Genomic DNA, 21,441 nt, shown 5'->3' with positions numbered 1-21,441 from the left:
CGCACGTCCCGGGTGCCCGGGGATCCCGGATGGTCACCCGCGACGCGCTGCGTGCGCGCGCCCAGCAGGGCCGGGCCGACGTCGAGCGCCAGCTCGAGGCGACCCGCGCCCAGCTCGAGGCGACGAACGACCGCCTGACCGCGCGCTCGGGCCGGAACCTCGTGTCGGCGACCGCGATCGGACTCCTCGGCGGCGGCGCGATGGTCGTCAGCCTCCTCCTGGTCAAGGAGCTCTTCATGGTGCTCGCGGGGGTGGTGGTGCTGCTCGCGGCGCTGGAGCTCTCGAACGCCCTGCGCCACGCCGGTCGCGACATCCCGCGCATCCCGACCGGGATCGTGGCGGTCGTCGCCGTGCCGGCCGCCTACTACGGCGGCCTCGGCGCCGCGTGGGCCACCGTCCTCGGCGGATCCGTCCTCGTCGGCCTCTGGCGGCTGGGGGAGCAGCTCTTCCGGCGCACCGCCTCGAGCCGGAGGGACCTCGCCCTCGACATCGGCCTCGGCGCGTTCGTCCAGGGCTACACGACCTTCCTCGGCGCCTTCGCGATCCGTCTCGTCGCCGAGCCCGGCGGCCAGCTCTGGGCGTTCGCGTTCCTGGTGCTCGTGATCGTCGTCGACACCGGCGCCTACGTGAGCGGACTCACCTGGGGCAAGCACCCTATGGCACCGCGGATCAGCCCGAAGAAGACCTGGGAGGGGTTCGCCGGTGCTGCCGTCGCGGGGATCGGCGTCGGCGTCCTGCTCGCCCTGCTGATGCTCGGCCAGCCCTGGTGGGTCGGCGCGGTGTTCGGGGCGGTGGTGCTGCTCACCGCGACGCTCGGCGACCTCGCCGAGTCGCTGATCAAGCGCGACATCGGCATCAAGGACATGAGCTCGTGGCTGCCCGGCCACGGAGGAGTCCTCGACCGGCTGGACTCGATCCTGCCGTCGGCCGCCGCGGCCTACGTGCTGTACTTCGTCTTCGCCCACTGAGCGGGCGCCTCACCGGGGCGTGCCGATTCCGCTCCCGGCGCGCGGCTTGGCATGATGTCGGGATGACCGCTCCCTTCCCCCGAGCCCGCGAGTCCCGTCCCGGCTACGACACGGCCGAGGTCGACTCCTTCCTCGCGTCGGCGCGCGAGGCCTACTCGCAGCTCTCCGGGGGACCGGCGGACCTCCGCGCCGCCGACCTGCGCCACACCGCGTTCACCCTTCGCAAGGGCGGCTACTCCGCGCCCCACGTCGATGCGGCGCTCGAGCGCCTCGAGGACGCCTTCGCCCTGCGGGAGCGCCAGTACGCGATCGCGGCCCGGGGCGAGGAGGCGTGGCTCGCGGACGCGCGGTCGACCGCCCAGGAGATCGTGAACCGGCTGGCCCGCGCTCCCCGCGAGCGGTTCACCCGGGCCGGCGCTCTCACGACGGGCTACAACATCCGCCAGGTCGACGCCTTCGCCGACCGGATCTCCGGGTACTTCCGCGACGGATCGGTGCTGACCGTGGACGACGTGCGGACCGTCTCCTTCGCCCCGCAGCGCGGCGGGTACGCCGAGGCGCAGGTCGACCTGCTGCTCGACACGGTCGTCGACGTGATGCTGGCGGTCCGCTGACCGGAGCCGGATCTGCTGGCCGATCAGGTCATCGTCCGTTATGCTTTCGTAATCGTGGCTCAGCATCCTCAGACCTCCGTCGCCCACACGCCCGCGAACCGCACCAGCGGTCGCCCGGCGGTCCCGCACCAGACCCCGGTGCGGCGCTCCTGGGCTCGGATCCCGGTGACGGTGCTGGCCTTCACGGCGTCGATCGCGTTCGCCATGGTGAACGTCGTCGATCCGTCCAGCGGCGCGGTCGCCTCCCCCTACTACCAGGCCCCGGCGCGCTTCAACGGCGACTCCGCGCAGCGGCTCGTCGTCGCGGACGCCGTCGAGCGGACCGTCCAGCGCGACTCATTCGGCGCCGAGGCGAAGCCGACGCCCACTCCGACCCCGACGCCCACTCCGACCGAGACTCAGACCGCTTCCGCGACCGTCGACGAGGAGGAGTCGGGCTCTGCCGAGGCCGAGACCGCCGCTCCCGTCCAGCGCGCCGCCGCTCCGGATCCCGGATCCGCGAAGGCCATCGCGTACGACATGATCGTGCAGCGCGGCTGGGCCGACAGCGAGTACGACTGCCTCGTCCTCCTCTGGAACCGCGAGTCCGGCTGGAACGTCTACGCCGAGAACAAGTCCAGCGGTGCCTACGGCATCCCGCAGGCACTCCCCGGCAGCAAGATGGCGACGGCCGGCTCCGACTGGGCGACCAACGCGAGCACCCAGATCACCTGGGGCCTCGGCTACATCTCCGGCCGCTACGGCTCGCCCTGCGGCGCCTGGGCCCACTCCGAGTCGGTCGGCTGGTACTGATCGTTCCCCTCCGCTCGGCACCGCGTCCGGCGGGTTGAGGCTCTCGCTACCCTGGTGCCGTGGATTACGCGCTGCTCGGGGTCGTCGGGATCATCACGGTCGTCACCGTCGCGCGGTTCTCGAGCCGCCTCGGGATCGCCGCACCGCTGCTCCTGGTCGTCATCGGTATCGGCGCGTCCTACCTCCCCGGGGTCCCGGGCATCGAGGTCGAGCCTGAGCTGATCCTCGCGGGCGTGCTGCCGCCGCTGCTGTACTCGGCCGCGATCCAGGTGCCCCTCACCGACTTCCGGCGGAACCTGCGCTCGATCTTCGGGCTCTCGGTGCTGCTGGTCGTCGTGACCGCCCTCGTGGTGGGCGGCTTCCTCTACCTCGTGTTCCCCGATCTGAGCCTGCCCGCAGCGATCGCTCTGGGCGCCGTCGTGAGCCCGACCGACGCGGTGGCAGCGACCTCGATCGGCAAGAAGCTCGGACTCCCGCCCCGCCTGGTGACGGTGCTCGAGGGCGAGAGCCTCGTGAACGACGCGTCGGCGCTGGTGCTGCTGCGCGCCGCGACGGCTGCGGCGGCCGTGGTCGGCGCCTCCGTCACGACCGACGCGATCGACGTGGGCGAGGTGGGGGTCCTCTTCGTCTACTCCGTCCTGATGGCGATCGTCCTCGGACTGGTGATGGGCGTGCTCACCGTCTTCGTGCGCTCGAAGCTGCGGGACCCGGTGCTCGACACCGCCGTGTCCTTCGCCGTGCCGTTCCTGGCCTACATCCCGGCCGAGGAGCTGGGCGCGTCCGGGGTGCTCGCCGTCGTGGTCACCGGGATCTACACGGGGCACAACAGCGCGCGCTTCCTCTCGCCGCAGTCGCGGATCAGCGAGCGGGTGAACTGGCGGACGGCGCAGTTCCTGCTCGAGAACGGCGTGTTCCTGCTCATGGGCGCCGAGATCAAGGCGATCGTCTCCGGGGTCGTGGACCCGGGCGAGTTCGGAGTGGGCACCGCGGTGCTGCTGGGTCTGGCCACCGTGGTCATCCTGATCGTGCTGCGGGCCCTCTTCGTGTGGCCGCTGCTCCTGTGGCTTCGCAGCTCCGGTCGGCGGGCGGAGCGGATCAACCGGCGGCTGGCGGTGGGCCTGATGCGACTGCGCAACAGCGCCACCAGCGACGAGCGCTTCCGGCGGCGGCAGGTGCGAGCGGAACGGCTCTACCTCCGGCGCGAGACCGACCTGGCCGCGACCACGAGCGAGGCGTTCGGCTGGCGCGGCGGAGTCGTCCTGTCCTGGTCCGGGATGCGCGGCGTGGTCACGCTCGCCGCGGCCCAGTCGCTGCCGGACGAGACTCCCTACCGCTCCCAGCTGATCCTGATCGCCTTCACCGTCGCCGTCGTGACGCTGCTCCTGCAGGGTGCGACGCTCCCGGCGCTGATCCGGCTCACCGGCATCCAGGGCACCGACGGAGAGGCCGACCGCCGCGAGCTCGCGACGCTGCTCGACGAGGTCGCGGCCACGGGCATCCAGGCCCTCCCCGAGGCGGTGGCGGAGCTGCCCGACGGCGAGGCGGGCGAGCGCGTCCTCGAGCGCGTGCGCCGCGACACTCTGACCCGCTCGCAGGTGGCGTGGGAACAGGTCGGCCGCGAGGAGGACGCGCCGCTCGGCCCGCACGCGCAGTACCTGCGGCTGCGCCGAGCGGTCCTGCTCGCCGAGCGGGAGGCACTGCTGGACGCCCGGGGGCGCGGGGTCTACTCCTCGCGGACGCTGCGGCGGGCGCAGCTGATGCTCGACGCCGAGGAGACCCGGCTCGAGATGGACGACAGCTCCCACTGACGGAAGGGGCACGGCGGCGGCCTCCTAGACTGGGGAGATGCCGCGCAGCAACAGACCCCGGGGCGGCCGCCGTGACGACGACGACGAGCAGCGCGACCTCTCGCAGATGCTCGCCGGCTTCCGGCGCACCGAGTCCCACGCCGGTCGGGAGTGGAACGTCCAGCCCGTCTCCGCAGCGCGGGCCGTGAAGAACTACCTCTGCCCGGGCTGCGGGCTCACCATCGACATCGGCCAGCCGCACCTGGTCACCTGGCGGGCCGACGGCGCGCTCGGCGACGCGGCCGATCTGGCCGGCCGCCGCCACTGGCACACGCACTGCTGGAGAATCCGAGGAGCACGATGACCCACGAGATCCGCGGAGGCGTCGTCCTCCCCGCCCGTCGCGAGGACATCGAGCTGCACACGGCCGACGGGCTGACCCTTGTCGGGGAGCTCGCGCTGCCCCTGGAGCGCGAGCCGGTCGCGACCCTGGTCACCCTGCATCCACTGCCCACCCACGGCGGCTTCATGGACTCGCACATCCTGCGGAAGGCCGCCACCCGCCTGCCCGCGCTCGCCGACCTGGCGGTCCTCCGCTTCAACACCCGCGGCACCGCGTCGCCGCGCGGCACGAGCGAGGGCGCGTTCGGACACGGCACCGAGGAGCGCGCCGACGTCGCCGCAGCCCTGGCGCTCGTCGCGGAGCGCGGACTGCCGCACCCCTGGCTGGTCGGCTGGTCCTTCGGCACCGAGCTCGCGCTGAAGTGGGGGAGGGAGCACCCCGTCGAGGGAGCGATCCTGCTCTCGCCGCCGCTGCACCGCACGAGCGCGGAGGAGGTCGCCGCCTGGGGCGAGGACGGCCGCCCGCTCGTGGCGCTCGTCCCGGAGTTCGACGACTACCTGCGGCCGGAGGCGGCCGCCGAGCGCTTCGCGAGCGTGCCGCAGCTGGACCTCGTGGCCGTGGAGGGCGGGAAGCACCTCTGGGTCGGCGAGGCGCAGACCCGCCGGGTCCTCGACGAGATCGTGCGCGTGGTCGCGCCCGCCTCGTCCCCGCTGCCGACGGAGTGGGCGGGCGAGCTCGGCTGAGCCGACCCGCGCGGCGGCCGCCTAGCGGCCGGACGAGCCGCCGTCGGAGCCGTCGCCGTCAGAGCCGCTGCCGTCGGAGCCGTCGCCGTCGCTGTCGTCCGCGAGTCCGTCGATGTGGCCGATGAGCCCGCGCAGTCCGGACACGTAGCCGGCGATCGCGTCGCGCTCGGTGCGGATCTCGTCGAGGCGCCGCTCGGCGGTGTCCATCAGCTCGCGGCTGCGGCGCTCCGCGTCCGCGACGAGCTTCTGCGCCTGGTCGCGCGCGTCGTCGAGCAGGGCGTCGGAGTCGTCCTGGGCCTTCCGGCGCAGTCGCGTCGTGTCGTCGAGGGCGTCGCTGCGGAGGGCGTCCGCCTCGAGGCGCTTGTCGTTCGCGCGTCGGATGGCGTCGGCGAGCTGCAGGTTCGACTCGTCGAGGTAGCGCTGGGTCTGCGCGACGGCCTCCTGGTGGCGGAGCAGGTCGTCGCGGTCGGCCTCCTCGCGGCGCGCGGCGAGCTCGACCACCAGGTCGATCCGGGCCTGCTCGACCTCGCGCGAGAGCGCAGCGGCCTCGTCGGCGGACGCGGCGCGCAGGCCCGCCAGCTCGGCGTCGAGCACGGCGACGGCCTCGGCGCGCTCCTGGGTGAGCCGGGTGCGCTGGTCGGCGATCTCGCGCGCGCCCTCGGCGCGGACTGCGGCGACCTCGGCGTCGAGCGCGGCGCGGGTCGAGAGCACCTCGGCCTCGACCGCCGCGCGCGCCTGGGCGACCTCGGCCTCGACGGCCGCCCGGAGCCGGTCCACCTCGGAGGCGACCTCGGCCCGCAGGAGCTCGTTGGCCTGGGCGAGGCGGGCGGCCTCGGCGCGGGCGACCTCGATCTCGCGGGCGGCGACGGCGCGCATCTCCGCGGCCTCGCGCTCGGCCTCGGAGCGGATCGCGGCGGCCTCGCGCTTCGCGGTGGCGCGGGTCTCGGCGGCCTCGGTCGCCACGGTGCCGCGGATCGCGGCGGCCTCGCGGACGGCGTCCTGCGTCATCACGTCGCGGTCGTCGGCGGCCTTGCCGAGCGTCGCCGCGGCCTGCGCCTCGGACTCGTCGCGGGTCCGGTCCGCACGGCGGCGCGCCTCGGTCACCAGGCGCTCGGCCTCGTCGCGCGCCTCCTGGAGGATGCGGTCGCCGTCGTCGCGGGTGGAGCGGCGGAGGGCGGCGGCGTCGTTCTCGGCCTGGGCGATGATCCGCTCGGACTGCTCCTCGGCCACGCGCAGGGTGTGCTCGAGCTTGGCGCCCAGGCCGGCGTAGGTGGGGGTGCCGACCTGCTGCAGCTCCTTCTCGAGGCCCTCGATCCGGGAGGAGAGGCGCTTCACCTCGCGGCCGCTCTCGGCCGCCTGGGTGTTCGAGTGGATGAGCTCGCGGCGCAGGCCCTGGACGGCCTTGTCGACCTCGTCCCGGTCGTAGCCACGGAACACCTGGGTGAATTCGGCCTCGTCGTTCGCCACGTCGTCTCCTTCAGAGCAGGACCGCGGTGGGGCTCGCGGCACTGGGAAAGTGTATTCAGCAGGGAGGCCGCGGCCGGGGCGACACCCGCACCGCGCGCCGCTCGGGCCGCACTCTCGGCTTCTCCCGGGCATCGGAGCGAGGGCATCGGCTATCGTGGACTGTCTTTGTCTGTTGCCGTCGCGCCCCGGTCCGGCTGCGTACCCCGAGCCGGCCCCGGCCGTCACCCCGATCCGGCAACGCAGGAGGAGTTCTTTCGTGCGGTTCGTCTTCGCCATCATCGCCACCGTCATCGCTGCCGCGATGATCGTGCTCGGCATCGGTCAGCGGACGGTCTGGGCTCCTCCGGAGTCCCTCACCGCCGAGGCCGCGCTCGACTCCTCCGCTCCCTACGCGGTGATCGACGGCAGCACCCTGGGCGCCAACCCGGGACGCCAGACGATCACGGTCGAGGGCAGCGGCGACCTCGTCGTCGCCTACGCCCGGACCTCCGACGTGCTGGGCTGGGTGGGCGGCTCGAGCTACGACGCCATCGGCTACGAGCGCGCCGACGACACCCTCACCTCCGCGGAGGAGACGGGCGAGCGCGTCCAGCTCTCCTCCGACGTCGAGACCGCCGACGCGGCGGTCGTCGATCCGCGCGGCTCCGACCTCTGGCTCGAGGAGTTCGAGGGGAGCGGCAGCGTGACCCTGGCGCTCGACGTGCCGGAGGACGTCTCCATCCTCATCGCGAGCGACGGCACCGCGCCGGCAGCCGACTCCGTGCGCGTCAGCTGGCCCGTGGACACCGCGACGCCCCTCGCCGGTCCGCTGCTGCTCGGAGGAGCCGTGTTCCTCCTCCTCGGCCTCGTCCTCTACATCTGGGCCTTCGTCCACCTGCGCCGCCAGCACGGCCCGCGCCGGAAGGGACCGCAGGGTCGGATCCCCCGCGGTGCCCGCCGCCCCCGGCCGCGTGCCGGGATCCAGGCCTCCACGGCGTCGCCGGCGCCCTCGCGCCGCCGGGCCGCCCTGGTGCTGCCCGTCGTCCTCGGGACGACGGTCCTCCTCTCCGGCTGCAGCTCCGACTACTGGCCGGATCTCGCCGCGGGCGCGAGCGAGGCGCCGACCGCGTCCGCCACGGCGACCGCGGGGGCAGAGCCGGTCTCGGCCGAGCCGACCCCCGTGGTCACCACGCAGCAGGCGGAGGCCGTCGTCGCCGAGGTCGCCGATGTCGCGTCGCGCGCCGACGCCGCCCGGGACGCCGGGATCCTCGCCGAGCGCTTCCAGGGCGAGGCGCTCACCGAGCGCACCACCAACTACGACGTCGTCGCCAAGGGCGGGACGATCGACCCGCCGCAGACGATCCCGGCCTCCCCGGTGAGCCTGGTGCTCCCGCAGGACACGGAGTGGTGGCCGCGCCTGGTCACCGCCGTCGTGCAGAACTCGACGGACACCACCCAGGCCCCGATCGCGCTGATGATGAGCCAGGCGAGCCCGCGCGTCGACTACAAGGTCGACTACGCCATCTCGCTCGAGGCCAACGCGCGCATCCCCGACGTCGCGCCCGTCACCGTCGGCACGTCGATCGTGGCGCCCGACTCGCGCCTGATGAAGCTCGCCCCGCAGTCGGTCGGCTCCGCGTACGCGGACGTGCTCGCCAACGGCGACTCGAGCCAGTACGCCGAGCTCTTCGCGGCCGACGGCGACACCCTCCGGGGGCAGGTCGGCGTCGACAAGAAGAACGCCGACCGCGAGGCGCTGCCGGACACCGCCTCGATCGAGTTCTCGAACGCCGCCGGCACGTCGCCGACGATCGCGCTCGCGACGAACGACTCGGGGGCCCTCGTCGCGGCGAGCATCGCCGAGACGTCGACCGTCCGCCCCACTGCCGAGGGCTCGACCGTCTCGACCTCCGGCGCCTCGCAGACCCTGCTGGGCACGGACAAGTCGACGACCGGCATCGAGACCACCTACGGATACCAACTGCTGTTCTACGTACCGCCCGTCGGATCGGAGGAGAAGATCGTGATGCTCGGATGGAGCCAGGGACTCGTCTCGGTGGTGCAGCTGCCGTGAGCACCGTCCCGCCCCTGCCCGGAAACCTCCGCGGCGCCGTCGACCTCTCGTCGCTGGTGAACCGCCGCACCCCGCCCGCCGCCTCCGCCGGTGCCCCGGCCGCGCCCGCCGCTCCCGGAGGCGCGCCCGGCGCGAATCCGCTGCTGCTGACCGCCGGCGACGCCGAGTTCGACCAGGTGGTCCAGCTCTCGTCGCGCGTGCCGGTGATCGTCGACCTGCGCGGCTCCTGGTCGGACCAGAGCCAGAGCATGACCGCGCTGCTCGAGAAGGTCGTCGTCTCGTACGCCGGCGCGTTCGTGCTCGTCGGGGTCGATGTGGAGTCGAGCCCGCAGCTGGCGCAGGCGTTCCAGGTGCAGTCCGTGCCGACGGTCGCCGCGATCATCGGCGGCCGCCCGGTGCCCCTGTTCAGCGGCCTCGTCGCCGAGGAGCAGCTGCGCGACCTGCTCGAGCAGGTCCTCCAGCTCGCGGCTCAGAACGGTGTGACGGGCACGGTGCCGGTGGAGGGAGCCGCTCCCGCCGAGGGCGCGGAGCCCGAGCCGGAGCCGCTGCCGCCGCACCACCAGGAGGCCTACGACGCGATCGACCGGGGCGACTACGCCGCGGCGATCACCGAGTACGAGACCGCCATCGCGCAGAACCCGCGCGACGATCTCGCCGTCGCTGGTCTCGCCCAGGTGCGGCTGCTGGCCCGCCTCCAGAGCCGCACGCTCGACGACATCCGCTCGACCGCCGCGGCCGAGCCGTCGAACCTCGACGCGCAGCTCGCCGTCGCCGACCTGGACGTCTCGGGCGGCCACGTCGAGGACGCCTTCGACCGGCTGCTCTCGATGTTCCCGCGCCTCCACGCCGAGGGTAAGGCCGCCGTCCGCGCGCGCCTCCTGGAGCTCTTCGAGATCGTCGGTCAGACCGACCCGCGCGTCAACAAGGCTCGGGCCCGGCTCACCGGCCTGCTCTACTGACGCCGGCCGGAACGCCGAGAGGCCGCCCGCTCGCGACGATCGTCGCGGCGGGCGGCCTCTTCCGTGCGGGGACCGATCAGTCGGCGGGTCGCAGGTAGAGCACGGCCAGCGGGGGCAGGACCAGCTCGGCGGAAGCCGGGCGGCCGGCCCACGGCTCCTCGCGAGCCTCGACCGCTCCGAAGTTCCCGACTCCGCTGCCGCCGTAGATCTCGGCGTCCGTGTTGACGAGCTCCTCCCAGCGGCCGGCCGTGGGCAGGCTCACGCGGTAGCCGTGCACGGGCGAACCCGAGAAGTTGGCGATGACGGCGATCGGGCGACCCTCGCTGTCCTTGCGCAGGAACGAGACGACGTTGGCCGCCGCCGCGCCGCCGTCGATCCACTCGAAGCCCGACTGCTCGTGGTCGAGCTCCCAGAGCGACGGCGAGTCGCGGTACACGCGGTTCAGCTGACCGATGAGGCTCCAGAGACCGCGGTGGCTCGGCTGGTCGAGGATCCACCAGTCCAGGCCCCGCTCCTCGCTCCACTCGGAGTACTGGCCGAACTCCTGGCCCATGAAGAGCAGCTGCTTGCCGGGATGGGCCCACATGAAGGCGAGGTAGGCGCGCACGTTCGCGAGCTGCTGCCAGTGGTCGCCCGGCATCTTCTGGATCAGCGAGCCCTTGCCGTGCACGACCTCGTCGTGGCTGATCGGCAGGACGAACTTCTCGCTGAAGGCGTAGACGAACGAGAAGGTGATCTCGCCCAGGTGGTACTGGCGCCACAGCGGATCGTTCGCCATGTAGTCGAGCGAGTCGTGCATCCAGCCCATGTTCCACTTGAGCCCGAAGCCGAGGCCGCCGGAGCTGGTGGGCTGGGTGACGCCGGGCCAGCTCGTCGACTCCTCGGCGATCATCATGATGCCGGGGTGCAGCTTGTAGGCCGTGGCGTTGACCTCCTGGAGGAAGCTGATCGCCTCGAGGTGCTCGCGTCCGCCGTACTGGTTCGGCAGCCACTCGCCCTCCTTGCGGGAGTAGTCGAGGTAGAGCATCGAGGCGACGGCGTCCACCCGCAGGGCGTCGACGTGGAACTCCTCGAGCCAGAACAGGGCGTTCGCGACGAGGAAGTTGCGCACCTGGGTGTGCCCGAAGTCGAAGACGTAGGTGCCCCAGTCCATCTGCTCACCGCGGCGCCAGTCCGGGTGCTCGTAGAGCGGCTCGCCGTCGAAGCGGGCGAGGGCGAAGTCGTCCTTGGGGAAGTGCCCGGGCACCCAGTCGACGATGACGCCGATGCCGGCCTGGTGCAGACGGTCGATCAGGTACTTGAGGTCGTCGGCCGTGCCGAAGCGGCTCGAGGCGGCGTAGTAGCCGGTGACCTGGTAGCCCCAGGAGCCGCCGAACGGGTGCTCGGCGAGCGGCATGAACTCCACGTGCGTGAAGCCGAGCTCGGTGACGTACTCGATCAGCGGGTCCGCGAGGTCGCGGTAGCCCAGTCCCGGACGCCAGGAGCCGAGGTGCATCTCGTAGACGCTGAGCGGCTGCGTGTGCGGATCGACCGAGGCTCGCTTCTCCATCCAGCCGGAGTCGCCCCACTGGTGGTGCGAGACGGGGACCTTCGAGGCGGTCGCAGGCGGCACCTCCGTGGCGCGGGCCATCGGATCGGCCTTGCGGACCCAGTGGCCGTCGCGCGAGAGCAGGTCGAACTTGTAGGAGGCTCCGGGCTCGACGCCCGGGACGAAGATCTCCCAGACCCCGGTCGTCCCGAGGTTGCGGAGGGAGTGGCCCTCGCCGTTCCAGTCGTTGAAGTCGCCGACGACCCGAGCGGCCTGGGCGTGCGGGGCCCAGACGGCGAAGCTCGTGCCCCAGACCCCCTCGTGCTCGCGGTGGCGGGCACCGAGCGCCTCCCAGAGGCGCTCGTGGCGGCCCTCGCCGATGAGGTAGAGGTCGAAGTCGCCGACCGTCTTCGAGAACCGGTAGGGGTCCTCCGCGGTCCACTCGCCGCCGCCGCCGTAGCGGGCCTCGACCGTGTACGCCTGCGGACCGAGGACGTGGAAGCCCTGCCAGATCCCGTCGCTGAGGTGGCTCAGCTCGACGCGGGCGCCGGTGGCGAGCACCACGGCGACCTTCTCGGCGAGCGGGCGGCGCACGCGGACGACCGTCACCGGGTCGGAGACGCCGGGGGCCGCGACGAGGTGCTGGCCCAGGACGTCGTGGGGGAGCGCGTTGCTGCCGGTGGCGAGCTGCTGCAGCACCCACTCCGGGATGTCGGGCAGCGCGATCGCCGCGGTGCCGTCGACGGGGCCCGAAGCGGTCGCGGGGTCCGCGGTCGTCTCGGCGGGGCCGGCGGTCGTCTCGAGGGGAGCGGCGCTGTCGGCTGCGACGGAATCGGCCGCGTCCGTGTCGTCGGGCAGGTCGCCCTCGGCCCCGCTGCCGACCGGAGCGGACTCCGCGTCGTCGGCGTCGCGCTCGACGGTCACGGCGTCGTCGCCCGCGACCGGCTGAGGCGCCTCCGGGACCGTCTCGACCGCGTAGCTGCGCGCGTTCTCGCCGTCCGCTCCGGGGTGCTGTCGTGCGTCGGGTGCCGCGTCGGCGACGTGCGCGCCGTGGCCGGAGGTGGTCGCCGAGCTGGTGCCCGTCGTGGGGACCGTCTCGGCGTGCGCGCTGAGGCCCGCCTCCTCGGCCGGGCTCGTGCCCTCGGGGGTGGTTCCGCTCATCGCTCGTCCGCCTTCACGCTCAGGATGTGCACGGGCTCGACGAACGAGTCGAGCCGCACGTAGTCGTCGGTGCCCCAGGTCCAGACGGCGCCGGTGATCAGGTCCTCGACCTCGAAGGTCGCGCTCCAGTCGAGCCCGATCGCGGGCAGGTCGAGGTGGACCGTGGTCTCGCGGGCCGAGTGCGGGTCGGTGTTGACGACGACGATGATCGTGTCGTCGGTTCCGGTGCCCGTGAACGCGGCCTGCAGGTGCTTGGAGTAGACGAGGATCGCGTCGTCGTCGCTGCCGTGCACGTGCAGGTTCCGCAGCTGCCCGAGCGCGGGGTGCGAGCGCCGGATCTCGTTGAGGCGCGTGATGTACTGCGCCAGCGAGCGGCCCGATTCCTCGGCGCCGGCCCAGTCGCGCGTCTTGTACTCGTACTTCTCGTTGTCGATGTTCTCCTCGGCGCCGGGGCGAGCGACGTTCTCGACCAGTTCGTAGCCGGCGTAGACCCCCCACAGCGGCGACGCGGTCGCGGCCAGGGCCGCCCGCACCTTGTACGCCGAGCGGCCGCCGTACTGGAGGTACTCGGTGAGGATGTCCGGAGTGTTCACGAAGAGGTTCGGCCGCATGTAGTCGGCCGTCTCGTGGGAGATGCTCGTGAAGAACTCGCCGAGCTCCTCCTTGGTGTTGCGCCAGGTGAAGTACGAGTACGACTGCTGGAAGCCGACCTTGCCGAGTGCGCGCATGATCGCGGGGCGGGTGAACGCCTCCGCGAGGAAGACGACCTCGGGGTGCTCGGCGTTGACCTCGTGGATGATCCACTCCCAGAAGTCGAGCGGCTTCGTGTGGGGGTTGTCGACGCGGAAGATCCGCACGCCCAGGTCGATCCAGTGCCGCAGGACCCGCAGCGACTCCTGACGGATGCCCTCGGGGTCGTTGTCGAAGTTGATCGGGTAGATGTCCTGGTACTTCTTCGGCGGGTTCTCGGCGTAGGCGATCGAGCCGTCGGGGAGCGTCGTGAACCACTCGGGGTGGCTGGTGACCCAGGGATGGTCGGGCGAGGCCTGCAGGGCGAAGTCGAGGGCGAGCTCGAGGCCCGCGGCCTCGACCGCGGCGTGGAAGGCGCGGAAGTCGTCCTCGGTGCCGAGGTCCGGGTGGATCGCGTCGTGCCCGCCCTCGGCCGAGCCGATCGCCCACGGCGAGCCGGGATCGTTCTCGCCGGCGTCGAGGGTGTTGTTCGGGCCCTTGCGGAAGGAGCGGCCGATGGGGTGGATCGGCGGCAGGTAGAGCACGTCGAAGCCCATCGCGGCCACAGCGGGGAGGCGGTCGATCGCGGTGCGGAAGGATCCGCTGGTCACGGTCCCGTCCTCGTGGCGCACGGCGCCCTCGGAGCGGGGGAAGAACTCGTACCAGGCGCCGACGCCGGCGCGGGTGCGCTCGACGTGGACGGTGCGCGGCTCCGAGACGCTGGTGAGGCTCATCACCGGGCGGGCGTCGACCGCGCCGTGGACGGCGGGATCGGTCGCCGCGGCGAGGCGCTCCTCGGCGCTCAGCGTGGTGTCGCCGACTCGGGCGGCGGTGTCGGAGAGCAGGCTGCGCTCGCCCTCGGGCCGCGAGGAGTCGTCGGCGCCGCTGCGCAGCAGGCCCTCGCCGATGGCGAAGGTGACGTCGATGTCCAGGCCGGCCGGGATCTTGACCTCGGCCGTGTGGAGCCAGGTCGCCCAGTCGTCGGCGTAGGCGCGGATGCGGTAGCTCCAATCGCCCTCCTCGTCGAGGGCCACGAGGCGCCCGTAGCGGTCGGTGCCGGTCGCGAGGAGCGACATGCGGTGCTCCGACTCGGCCCCGGACGGCGAGCGCAGCAGGAGGTCGACGCCGATGAGGTCGTGCCCCTCGCGGAAGGCCGTGGCAGCGAAGGGGACGACCTCGCCGACGAACGCCTTCGCGGGCCAGCGGTCGTCCTCGAGCCGGGGCTGCGGGTCGATGATCGGCAGGCGCTCGGCGCGGACGCGGTATCCGCTCCCGGTCGTCGCGGGCGCCGGCGACGCGTCGGGTGCGCCCGCGGTCACCGGAGCGGCCGGAGCACTGTCGGCCGCGGGGGGAGCAGGAGTCGCCTCGGGGGCGGCGGCGGGCGCCGGAGCGGCCGTCTCGGGAGGCGCCGACGCCTCCTGGGGTGCGCGTCCGCGACCCGCTCGCCGTGCGTCCTTGCCGTTCTGAGCCTTGCCGAAAGGTATCTGAGCCACGTCACGACAGTAGCGACCGGCGGCGGCTCGCACACGACGCTTGCGCCCGCGCTCGGGCCTGTGCAAACGAGCCCGGGGAGCGCGCGCCGGCGCGTCGAGGCGGGTCCGCGTCCCGCCGATCCGCGGTGGCCGGGGTCCGCTAGGGTGACCGAGCGCGACCGCCCCGGTGCTCCGCGACCGGGCGCTCCGGGGTCCGCAGAGAGTCGAGGGGTGCCGTGAAGGCGATCCGCCGCTTCATCGTCCGCTCCGTCCTCCCGCCCGAGCTCTCGGCTCTGGGCGATCTGGCGGGCAATCTGCGCTGGGCCTGGCACGAGCCCGCCCGGCGCTTGTTCGAGCGGGTCGATCCGGAGCTGTGGCGGAGCGGGGGAGCGGACCCCACCGCCCTGCTCGGAGCGGTGAGCCCCGAGCGCCTCGCCGAGCTGGCGGGGGACCAGGGCTTCGTCGACGAGGCGTGGCGCCTCCGCGACGAGCTGGAGCGCTACCGCACCGAGCCGCGGTGGTACCAGTCGCTGCCGGAGTCCGCCCCGCGCTCGATCGCCTACTTCTCGCCGGAGTTCGGGATCGCGGCGGCGCTGCCCCAGTACTCCGGCGGACTCGGCATCCTCGCCGGCGACCACCTGAAGGCCTCCTCGGACCTGGGCGTGCCGCTCACCGGCGTGGGCCTCTTCTACCGGTCGGGCTACTTCTCGCAGAAGCTCTCCGCCGACGGCTGGCAGCTCGAGTCCTACCCCTCGCTCGATCCCGACGGGCTGCCGCTGCGCGTCGTCCGTCTCGCCGACGGCTCGCCCGCCCGCATCGTGCTGGCGCTCCCCGAGGGACGCGCGCTCTACGCCCGGGTCTGGCGCGCGGAGGTCGGCCGGGTGACCCTCCTCCTGCTCGACACCGACATCCCCGAGAACGAGGACTCGCTCCGCTCCGTCACCGACCGCCTCTACGGCGGCGGGGGCGAGCACCGCCTGCTGCAGGAGCTGCTGCTGGGCATCGGCGGGGTCCGCGCGCTCGAACTCTGGGCCGAGGTCTCGGGCGGCGTCCTCCCGGAGGTGTTCCACACCAACGAGGGGCACGCCGGCTTCCAGGGGCTCGAGCGCATCTCCGGCCTGATCGGCGCGGGCCTGGACTTCGACCAGGCTCTCCAGGTGGTGCGGGCGAGCACGGTCTTCACCACGCACACTCCGGTGCCGGCGGGCATCGACCGCTTCGACCGCGGGATGATCGAGGAGTACTTCTCCACGGAGCTGCTCCCGGGCGTGCAGGTCGAGGACGTGCTCGCGCTGGGCGCCGAGCCGGGGGACTCCGGGACGGCGTTCAACATGGCGTACATGGGCCTGCGGCTCGCGCAGCGCTCCAACGGCGTTTCGACGCTGCACGGCGAGGTCAGCCGCTCGATGTTCTCGAGCCTCTGGCCCGGCTTCGAGACGGCGGAGGTGCCGATCGGCTCGGTGACGAACGGCGTCCATGCGGCCACCTGGACCGATCCGATCCTCCGGCGGCTCGCGGAGGAGCGGCTCGGCACCGACGACACGACGCGGGCCGACTGGGCCTCGGGCGCGCTCGGCGACACCGAGCTGTGGGCCGCGCGCCGGGCGATGCGGGAGCAGCTGGTGCGGGACGCCCGCCGCCGGGCCGCCCGCTCCTGGCGCGAGCAGAACCCGGGCGGCCTCCCGCCGGCCTGGCTGGACGAGCTGCTGGACCCGGACGTGCTCACCATCGGCTTCGCGCGGCGGGTGCCGACCTACAAGCGGCTGACCCTGATGCTCCACGACCCCGAGCGTCTGCGCGCGCTGCTCACCCACCCGCAGCACCCGATCCAGATCGTCATCGCGGGCAAGTCGCACCCGGCCGACGAGGAGGGGAAGCGCCTGATCCAGCGGCTCGTCCGCTTCGCGCAGGAGCCGGACGTGCGCCGCAGGATCGTCTTCCTGCCGGACTACGACATCGCGATGGCGCAGCTGCTCTACCCGGGCACCGACGTGTGGCTCAACAACCCGCTGCGCCCGCTCGAGGCGTGCGGCACCTCGGGGATGAAGGCGGCGCTCAACGGCTCGCTCAACCTCTCGATCCTCGACGGCTGGTGGAACGAGTACTTCGACGGCGAGAACGGCTGGGCGATCCCCTCCTCCGACCGCGCGCTCGACCCGGAGGCCCGCGACACGCTCGAGGCCGAGGCGCTCTACGAGCTGCTCGAGACCGAGGTTGTGCCGCGCTACTACGAGCGCGATCACGACGGCGTGCCCCGGCGGTGGGTGCGCTCGATCCGGCACACCCTCGCGACCCTCTCGCCCGAGCTCTCCGCCGAGCGGATGGTGCGCCAGTACGTCGAGGCGCTCTACTCGCCGGCCGCCGAGGCCGGGCGCGCCGTCGCCGCCGACCACTTCGAGCCGGCCAAGGAGCTGGCGACCTGGAAGCGGCGGGTCCGCGCCGGCTGGCCCGGGGTCGCGGTCGCGTCCGTCGAGTCCGGCGGGATCGACGCGGTGCCCCAGCGCGGGGACCGGCTCGCCGTGCGGGCGGGCGTGCGCCTGGGCGAGCTCTCGCCGGCGGACGTCTCGGTCGAGGTCGTCTACGGGACGACGTCCGCTGACGGCTCGCTCACCGAGGTCCGCCACCACGAGCTCGAGGTGGTCGAGGAGTCGGGTGCCGTGGTGCCGGCCGACGCGGTCGGGCGCGTGCCCTACGCCGGAGTGGTCACTCTCGACCGCAGCGGCTCCTTCGGCTACACCGTCCGCGTCGTGCCCCGGCATCCCCTCCTGGCCCGCTCCGCCGAGCTGGGCCTGGCCGCCGCCGCCGGCTGACCCCGCCCGGTCCCTCTCCGCGAGATGCCGCTCCGGTGCGCCTTCCTCGGCGTCTCGCGGACCGGAGTGGGATCTCGCGGGAGGAGGACGGCGCATGGAGCGAAACGGCGCCCGGAGGAGGACGGCGAGGGATCGGGGGTCAGCGTGCGATGTCGGCGAGGAGGGCGGCCGTCGCGGCGACGAGGTCGGCGGGGGCGAGCTCGATGTCGAAGCCCCGGCGCCCGCCCGAGACGAGCACCGTGTCGTGGAGCTCGACGGTCTCGTCGATCACGGTGCGGTGCCGCGTCCTCTGCCCGAGCGGCGAGATGCCGCCGAGCACGTAGCCGGTCCGGCGCTGGGCCAGCACGGGGTCGGCCATCGCCGCCCGCCTGCCTCCGACCGCGGCCGCGAGCTCCTTCAGCCCGAGCGAGCCGGTGACGGGCACGACGCCCACCACGAGCTCGCCGTCCACATCGACCATCAGGGTCTTGAACACGCGCTCCGGTTCGACGCCGAGCGCCTCGGCCGCCTCGAGCCCGTAGCGCGTCGTGGCCGGGTCGTGCCGGTACTGGCGGGGAGTGAAGGGGACGCCCGCCGCCGTCAGCGCGACGGTCGCCGGGGTCCCCGGCCCGCTCCGCGCCATCAGGCGTCCTGCTCGGCCGCCGGCCCGTGCGCGGCGAAGAGCTGCATCGAGGTTCCGGCCACGCGGATGACCTGCCCCGGCTCGAACGATTCGCCGTGCTCCAGCGGCTCCGGCTCGTCGCTGTTCCACAGGCGCGTGTAGCCGGTGACCCCCTCGCCGTCGGCGAGCACGACCGTGGTGTCCTGCTCGACGCCGTGCACCACCAGCAGGACACGGTCCGGCTCGCCCTCGACCGGCGTCGAGGCCGCGAGGTACTGCAGCGTCCGGTTGGCGGCGGAGGTCCAGTCGTGCTCGCTCATCCCGCGCCCGTGGGCGTCGAACCACGTCATGGTCGTGGCGCCCGGCTCGCTCGCGTCGCCGCTGCCATAGCGGGAGGGACGCAGCGCCGGGTGCTCACGCCGCAGGCGCAGCAGGGTGCGCGTGTGCGCGCGGAGCGCGAGCTGCCAGTCGGCCAGGCCCTCCCAGCGCACCCAGGTCAGGTCCGAGTCCTGGCAGTAGGCGTTGTTGTTGCCGCGCTGGCTGCGCCCGGTCTCGTCGCCCGCCGTGATCATCGGCACGCCGGCCGACAGCAGCAGGGTGCCGAGGAGATTCCGCATCGCCTTGCGCCGCGCCAGCGTGATCCGCTCGTCGGTGGTGGGGCCCTCGAAGCCGTGGTTGAAGGAGCGGTTGGTGTCGGCTCCGTCGCGGTTCGACTCGCCGTTGCCGATGTTGTGCTTGACGTTGTACGAGACGAGGTCCGCCAGCGTGAAGCCGTCGTGCGCGGTGACGAAGTTGACCGAAGCGAGGGGTCCCCGCTCCGCCGAGAAGGTGTTGGAGGAGCCCGAGAGCCGGGTCGCGAAGCCGCCGATGCCGACGGGGGCCGTGCCGGCGCGGCGGGCGTAGTCGATGTCCGAGAGCCAGAAGTTGCGGGCGCGGTCGCGGTAGCGGTCGTTCCACTCCGACCACCCGGCCGGGAAGTTCCCCGTCTGCCAGCCGCCCATTCCCACGTCCCAGGGCTCGGCGATCATCTTCACGCCGGCCAGCGCCGGATCCTCGACCGCGGCCCGCAGCAGCGGGTGGTCGCTCCGGAAGTGCGCGATCTCGTCCCGGCCGAGGGTCGCGGCCAGGTCGAGCCGGAAGCCGTCGATCCCGACCTCGCCCGACCAGTAGCGCATCGAGTCCAGCGCGAGGCGCTGCGCCGCGGGTCGGCCGAAGTCGATCGTGTTCCCGCAGCCGGTGACGTCCACGTAGTGGCCCTCGGGCGTCTGGCGGTACCAGCCTGCGTCGTCGATCCCGCGCAGGCTCGACATCGGCCCGCCCGGCCCCTCCTCAGCGGTGTGGTTGTAGACCACGTCCAGGATCACCTCGAGGCCGGCCTCGTGCAGGAGCTTCACCATCCCCTTGAACTCGCGGAGCACCGCGGTCGGTCCGCCGCGCTGCGCGGTGGAGGAGGCGTACGCGGCGTGCGGGGCGAAGAAGTTCAGCGTGTTGTAGCCCCAGTAGTTGGTCAGCCCCTGCCGCAGCAGGCGCTGCTCCGACATGAACGCGTGCACGGGCAGCAGCTCGACCGCCGTCACGCCCAGATCGAGCAGCGCCGAGACCGTCGACTCGTGCGCCAGGCCGGCGTAGGTGCCGCGCAGCTCCACGGGCAGCGCCGGGTTCAGCCGGGTCAGCCCCTTCACATGCGCCTCGTAGATCACGGTGCGGTCCATCGGGGTGCCGGGCCGGGAGGAGGAGCCCCAGTCGAACGCGTCGTCCACGACGACCGAGCGCCACTCGTTCTCCGCCACCCGGTGCAGGCCGCGGGAGTACGGCTCCAGCAGGGCCCGGCGGGGGTCGAAGCGGTGCCGGGGGCCCGTCGGCCCGTCGACGCGCAGGGCGTAGCGGCGGCCGGGGGCCAGCAGATCGGAGCGCGCGGACCAGACCGCGGCGTCGTCGCGCGCCAGCGGGACCGTGCGGGTCACCCAGGTCGGATCCTTCTCGTCGTACAGCAGCAGATCGACGGCGCTCGCGCTCTCGGACCAGACCCGCAGCTCACCGCCCTGATCGTCCACGGTCACGCCGAGCCGGGCCAGGGGATCGTGAGAGGTCATGCGACTTACAGTAGTGACGGGCACCGGCTCCCTCCGTGCCCCCGACGCGGGACGAAGGGCTGCTGTGATCTACCTCGACCACGCCGCGACCACCCCGCTGCGCGCCTCGGCGCTCGCCGCGTTCGCGGAGGCGTCCGCCCACGGCGGCAATCCCTCCTCCGTCCACGGCTCCGGCCAGGAGGCGCGCCGCCTGTTGGAGGACGCCAGGTCGGCGCTCGCCGGGGTGCTCGGCTGCGAGCCGATCGAGGTGATCCTCACCGCCGGCGGCACCGAAGCGGTCAACCTCGGGATCAAGGGCCTCTACTGGCAGCGCCGGAGCGAGGACCCGGCCCGCGTCCGGGTCCTGGTCGCCGAGGGGGAGCATCACGCGACGCTCGACTCCGCCGCCTGGCTCGCCGAGCACGAGGGCGCCGTCCTCGAGTGGCTGCCTCTCGACGACGAGGGCACCCTGCGGCCGGAGGCGCTCGCCGCGGCGCTGGAGGAGGACCCCGGATCGGTCGCCCTGGTCACGGTGCTCTGGGTCAACAACGAGATCGGGACGATCAACCCGATCGCCGAGCTGGCGGCCGCGTGCGCCCGCGCCGGCGTCCCCCTCCACGTCGACGCGGTCGCCGCCCTCGGACACGTGCCGCTGCGGATCGCCGAGATCCGCCGCGCCTCCGGCTCCGGGCGCGGCGCGGGACTGGCCGCCGTCAGCGTCTCGGGTCACAAGGTCGGCGGGCCGATCGCGACCGGTGCGCTCGTGCTCGCCCGCGACGCCCGCGTGGTCCCGGTGCTGCACGGAGGCGGACAGCAGCGGGGCGTCCGCTCCGGCACCCAGGACGTGCCCGGCGCCGCGGCCTTCGCCGCCGCCGCGGTCGAGGCGGACGCCGAGCTGTCGGCGGAGGCGCAGCGCCTGGCCGCCCTGCGCGACCGGCTCGTCGCGGGCGTCCTCGCCGCCGTGCCGGGGGCGACCCTGACCGGGCCCGCCCTCGACTCCGGACGCCGGGTCGCCAACAACGCGCACCTCGCCTTCCCCGGTGCGCAGGGCGACTCCCTCCTCTTCCTCCTCGACACCGCGGGCGTCTCCGTCTCGACCGGGTCCGCCTGCACGGCGGGGATCCCGGAGCCCTCGCACGTGGTCCTCGCGCTCGGCCGGAGCGAGGACGAGGCCCGCGGGGTGCTCCGGATGACGCTCGGCCACACCTCGACCGACGCGGACGTCGACGCCCTCCTGGCAGCGCTGCCCGGCGCCTACGCCCGCGCCGCCCGAGCCGGACTGTCGAACCGCGCGGTGCTGCCCGCCTGAACCCCTGCCGCCCGCGCCCGCGGGAAACGTAGA

General features: G+C 73.4%; 15 protein-coding genes. 10 read left to right on the top strand and 5 right to left on the bottom strand.

The features are described from left to right. Positions 1-29 precede the first annotated feature (29 nt). The 6 genes from C5C49_RS01425 to C5C49_RS01400 all read left to right on the top strand — a co-directional run bounded on the left by C5C49_RS01425 (position 30) and on the right by C5C49_RS01400 (position 5,247). The gene (locus C5C49_RS01425; protein ID WP_104223892.1) at positions 30-968 is read left to right on the top strand and encodes a phosphatidate cytidylyltransferase; all 939 of its coding nucleotides are present in this window, start codon (positions 30-32) and stop codon (positions 966-968) included. Positions 969-1,030: 62 nt separating this feature from the next. Next, a complete protein-coding gene (locus tag C5C49_RS01420) occupies positions 1,031-1,582 on the top strand; it encodes a DivIVA domain-containing protein (RefSeq protein WP_104226865.1) in 552 nt (183 codons plus the stop codon). A 54-nt stretch (positions 1,583-1,636) separates the two neighbouring features. After that, positions 1,637-2,374 carry a lytic transglycosylase domain-containing protein gene (locus C5C49_RS01415; protein WP_258066949.1) on the top strand — a complete coding sequence of 246 codons (738 nt, stop codon included), beginning with the start codon at positions 1,637-1,639 and terminating at the stop codon, positions 2,372-2,374. A gap of 59 nt (positions 2,375-2,433) precedes the next feature. Further along, positions 2,434-4,182, top strand: coding sequence for a sodium:proton antiporter (locus C5C49_RS01410; RefSeq protein WP_104345247.1), 1,749 nt, complete (start codon positions 2,434-2,436; stop codon positions 4,180-4,182). Positions 4,183-4,219: 37 nt separating this feature from the next. Next, positions 4,220-4,525, top strand: a complete 306-nt coding sequence (locus C5C49_RS01405) for a hypothetical protein (RefSeq protein WP_181027199.1) — start codon at positions 4,220-4,222, stop codon at positions 4,523-4,525. Continuing rightward, positions 4,522-5,247, top strand: coding sequence for an alpha/beta hydrolase (locus C5C49_RS01400; RefSeq protein ID WP_104345246.1), 726 nt, complete (start codon positions 4,522-4,524; stop codon positions 5,245-5,247). The genes C5C49_RS01405 and C5C49_RS01400 overlap by 4 nt, the downstream gene beginning before the upstream one ends. A gap of 21 nt (positions 5,248-5,268) precedes the next feature. On the opposite strand, the gene C5C49_RS01395 is transcribed toward C5C49_RS01400, so the two are convergent. After that, a complete protein-coding gene (locus C5C49_RS01395; protein ID WP_104345245.1) occupies positions 5,269-6,714 on the bottom strand; it encodes a DivIVA domain-containing protein in 1,446 nt (481 codons plus the stop codon). A gap of 256 nt (positions 6,715-6,970) precedes the next feature. Here C5C49_RS01395 and C5C49_RS01390 point away from each other — a divergent pair, with 256 nt between their 5' ends. Then, entirely contained in the window at positions 6,971-8,767 is a 1,797-nt protein-coding gene (locus C5C49_RS01390; RefSeq protein WP_104345244.1) for a hypothetical protein, read from the top strand. Beyond that, positions 8,764-9,726 (top strand): tetratricopeptide repeat protein, encoded by a 963-nt coding sequence (locus tag C5C49_RS01385; RefSeq protein ID WP_104345243.1) that lies wholly within the window; start codon positions 8,764-8,766, stop codon positions 9,724-9,726. Before C5C49_RS01390 ends, C5C49_RS01385 begins: the two co-directional genes overlap by 4 nt. A gap of 76 nt (positions 9,727-9,802) precedes the next feature. On the opposite strand, the gene glgB is transcribed toward C5C49_RS01385, so the two are convergent. Then, a complete protein-coding gene (glgB, locus tag C5C49_RS01380) occupies positions 9,803-12,415 on the bottom strand; it encodes a 1,4-alpha-glucan branching protein GlgB (protein ID WP_104345242.1) in 2,613 nt (870 codons plus the stop codon). Further along, the gene (locus tag C5C49_RS01375; protein WP_308471222.1) at positions 12,412-14,382 is read right to left on the bottom strand and encodes an alpha-1,4-glucan--maltose-1-phosphate maltosyltransferase; all 1,971 of its coding nucleotides are present in this window, start codon (positions 14,380-14,382) and stop codon (positions 12,412-12,414) included. Before C5C49_RS01375 ends, glgB begins: the two co-directional genes overlap by 4 nt. A 470-nt stretch (positions 14,383-14,852) precedes the next feature. Here C5C49_RS01375 and glgP point away from each other — a divergent pair, with 470 nt between their 5' ends. Beyond that, positions 14,853-17,426 (top strand): alpha-glucan family phosphorylase, encoded by a 2,574-nt coding sequence (gene glgP, locus C5C49_RS01370; RefSeq protein ID WP_104238514.1) that lies wholly within the window; start codon positions 14,853-14,855, stop codon positions 17,424-17,426. Between the two features lie 139 nt (positions 17,427-17,565). Here the strand turns inward: glgP and ybaK are convergent, their stop codons facing one another. After that, complete coding sequence (gene ybaK, locus C5C49_RS01365) at positions 17,566-18,048, bottom strand: Cys-tRNA(Pro) deacylase (protein ID WP_104226855.1); 483 nt, start codon at positions 18,046-18,048, stop codon at positions 17,566-17,568. Then, a complete protein-coding gene (gene glgX / locus C5C49_RS01360; RefSeq protein WP_104345240.1) occupies positions 18,048-20,120 on the bottom strand; it encodes a glycogen debranching protein GlgX in 2,073 nt (690 codons plus the stop codon). Before glgX ends, ybaK begins: the two co-directional genes overlap by 1 nt. Positions 20,121-20,184: 64 nt before the next feature. Here glgX and C5C49_RS01355 point away from each other — a divergent pair, with 64 nt between their 5' ends. Then, positions 20,185-21,408: a cysteine desulfurase family protein gene (locus C5C49_RS01355; protein WP_308471221.1), complete on the top strand. Its 1,224-nt coding sequence runs from the start codon at positions 20,185-20,187 to the stop codon at positions 21,406-21,408. Positions 21,409-21,441: the final 33 nt, after the last annotated feature.

Source organism: Rathayibacter sp. AY1E2, assembly GCF_002932325.1.
GTDB lineage: Bacteria > Actinomycetota > Actinomycetes > Actinomycetales > Microbacteriaceae > Rathayibacter.
The sequence above is the reverse complement of the archived record's forward strand: the minus strand, read 5'-3'. Positions and strand labels throughout refer to the sequence as shown.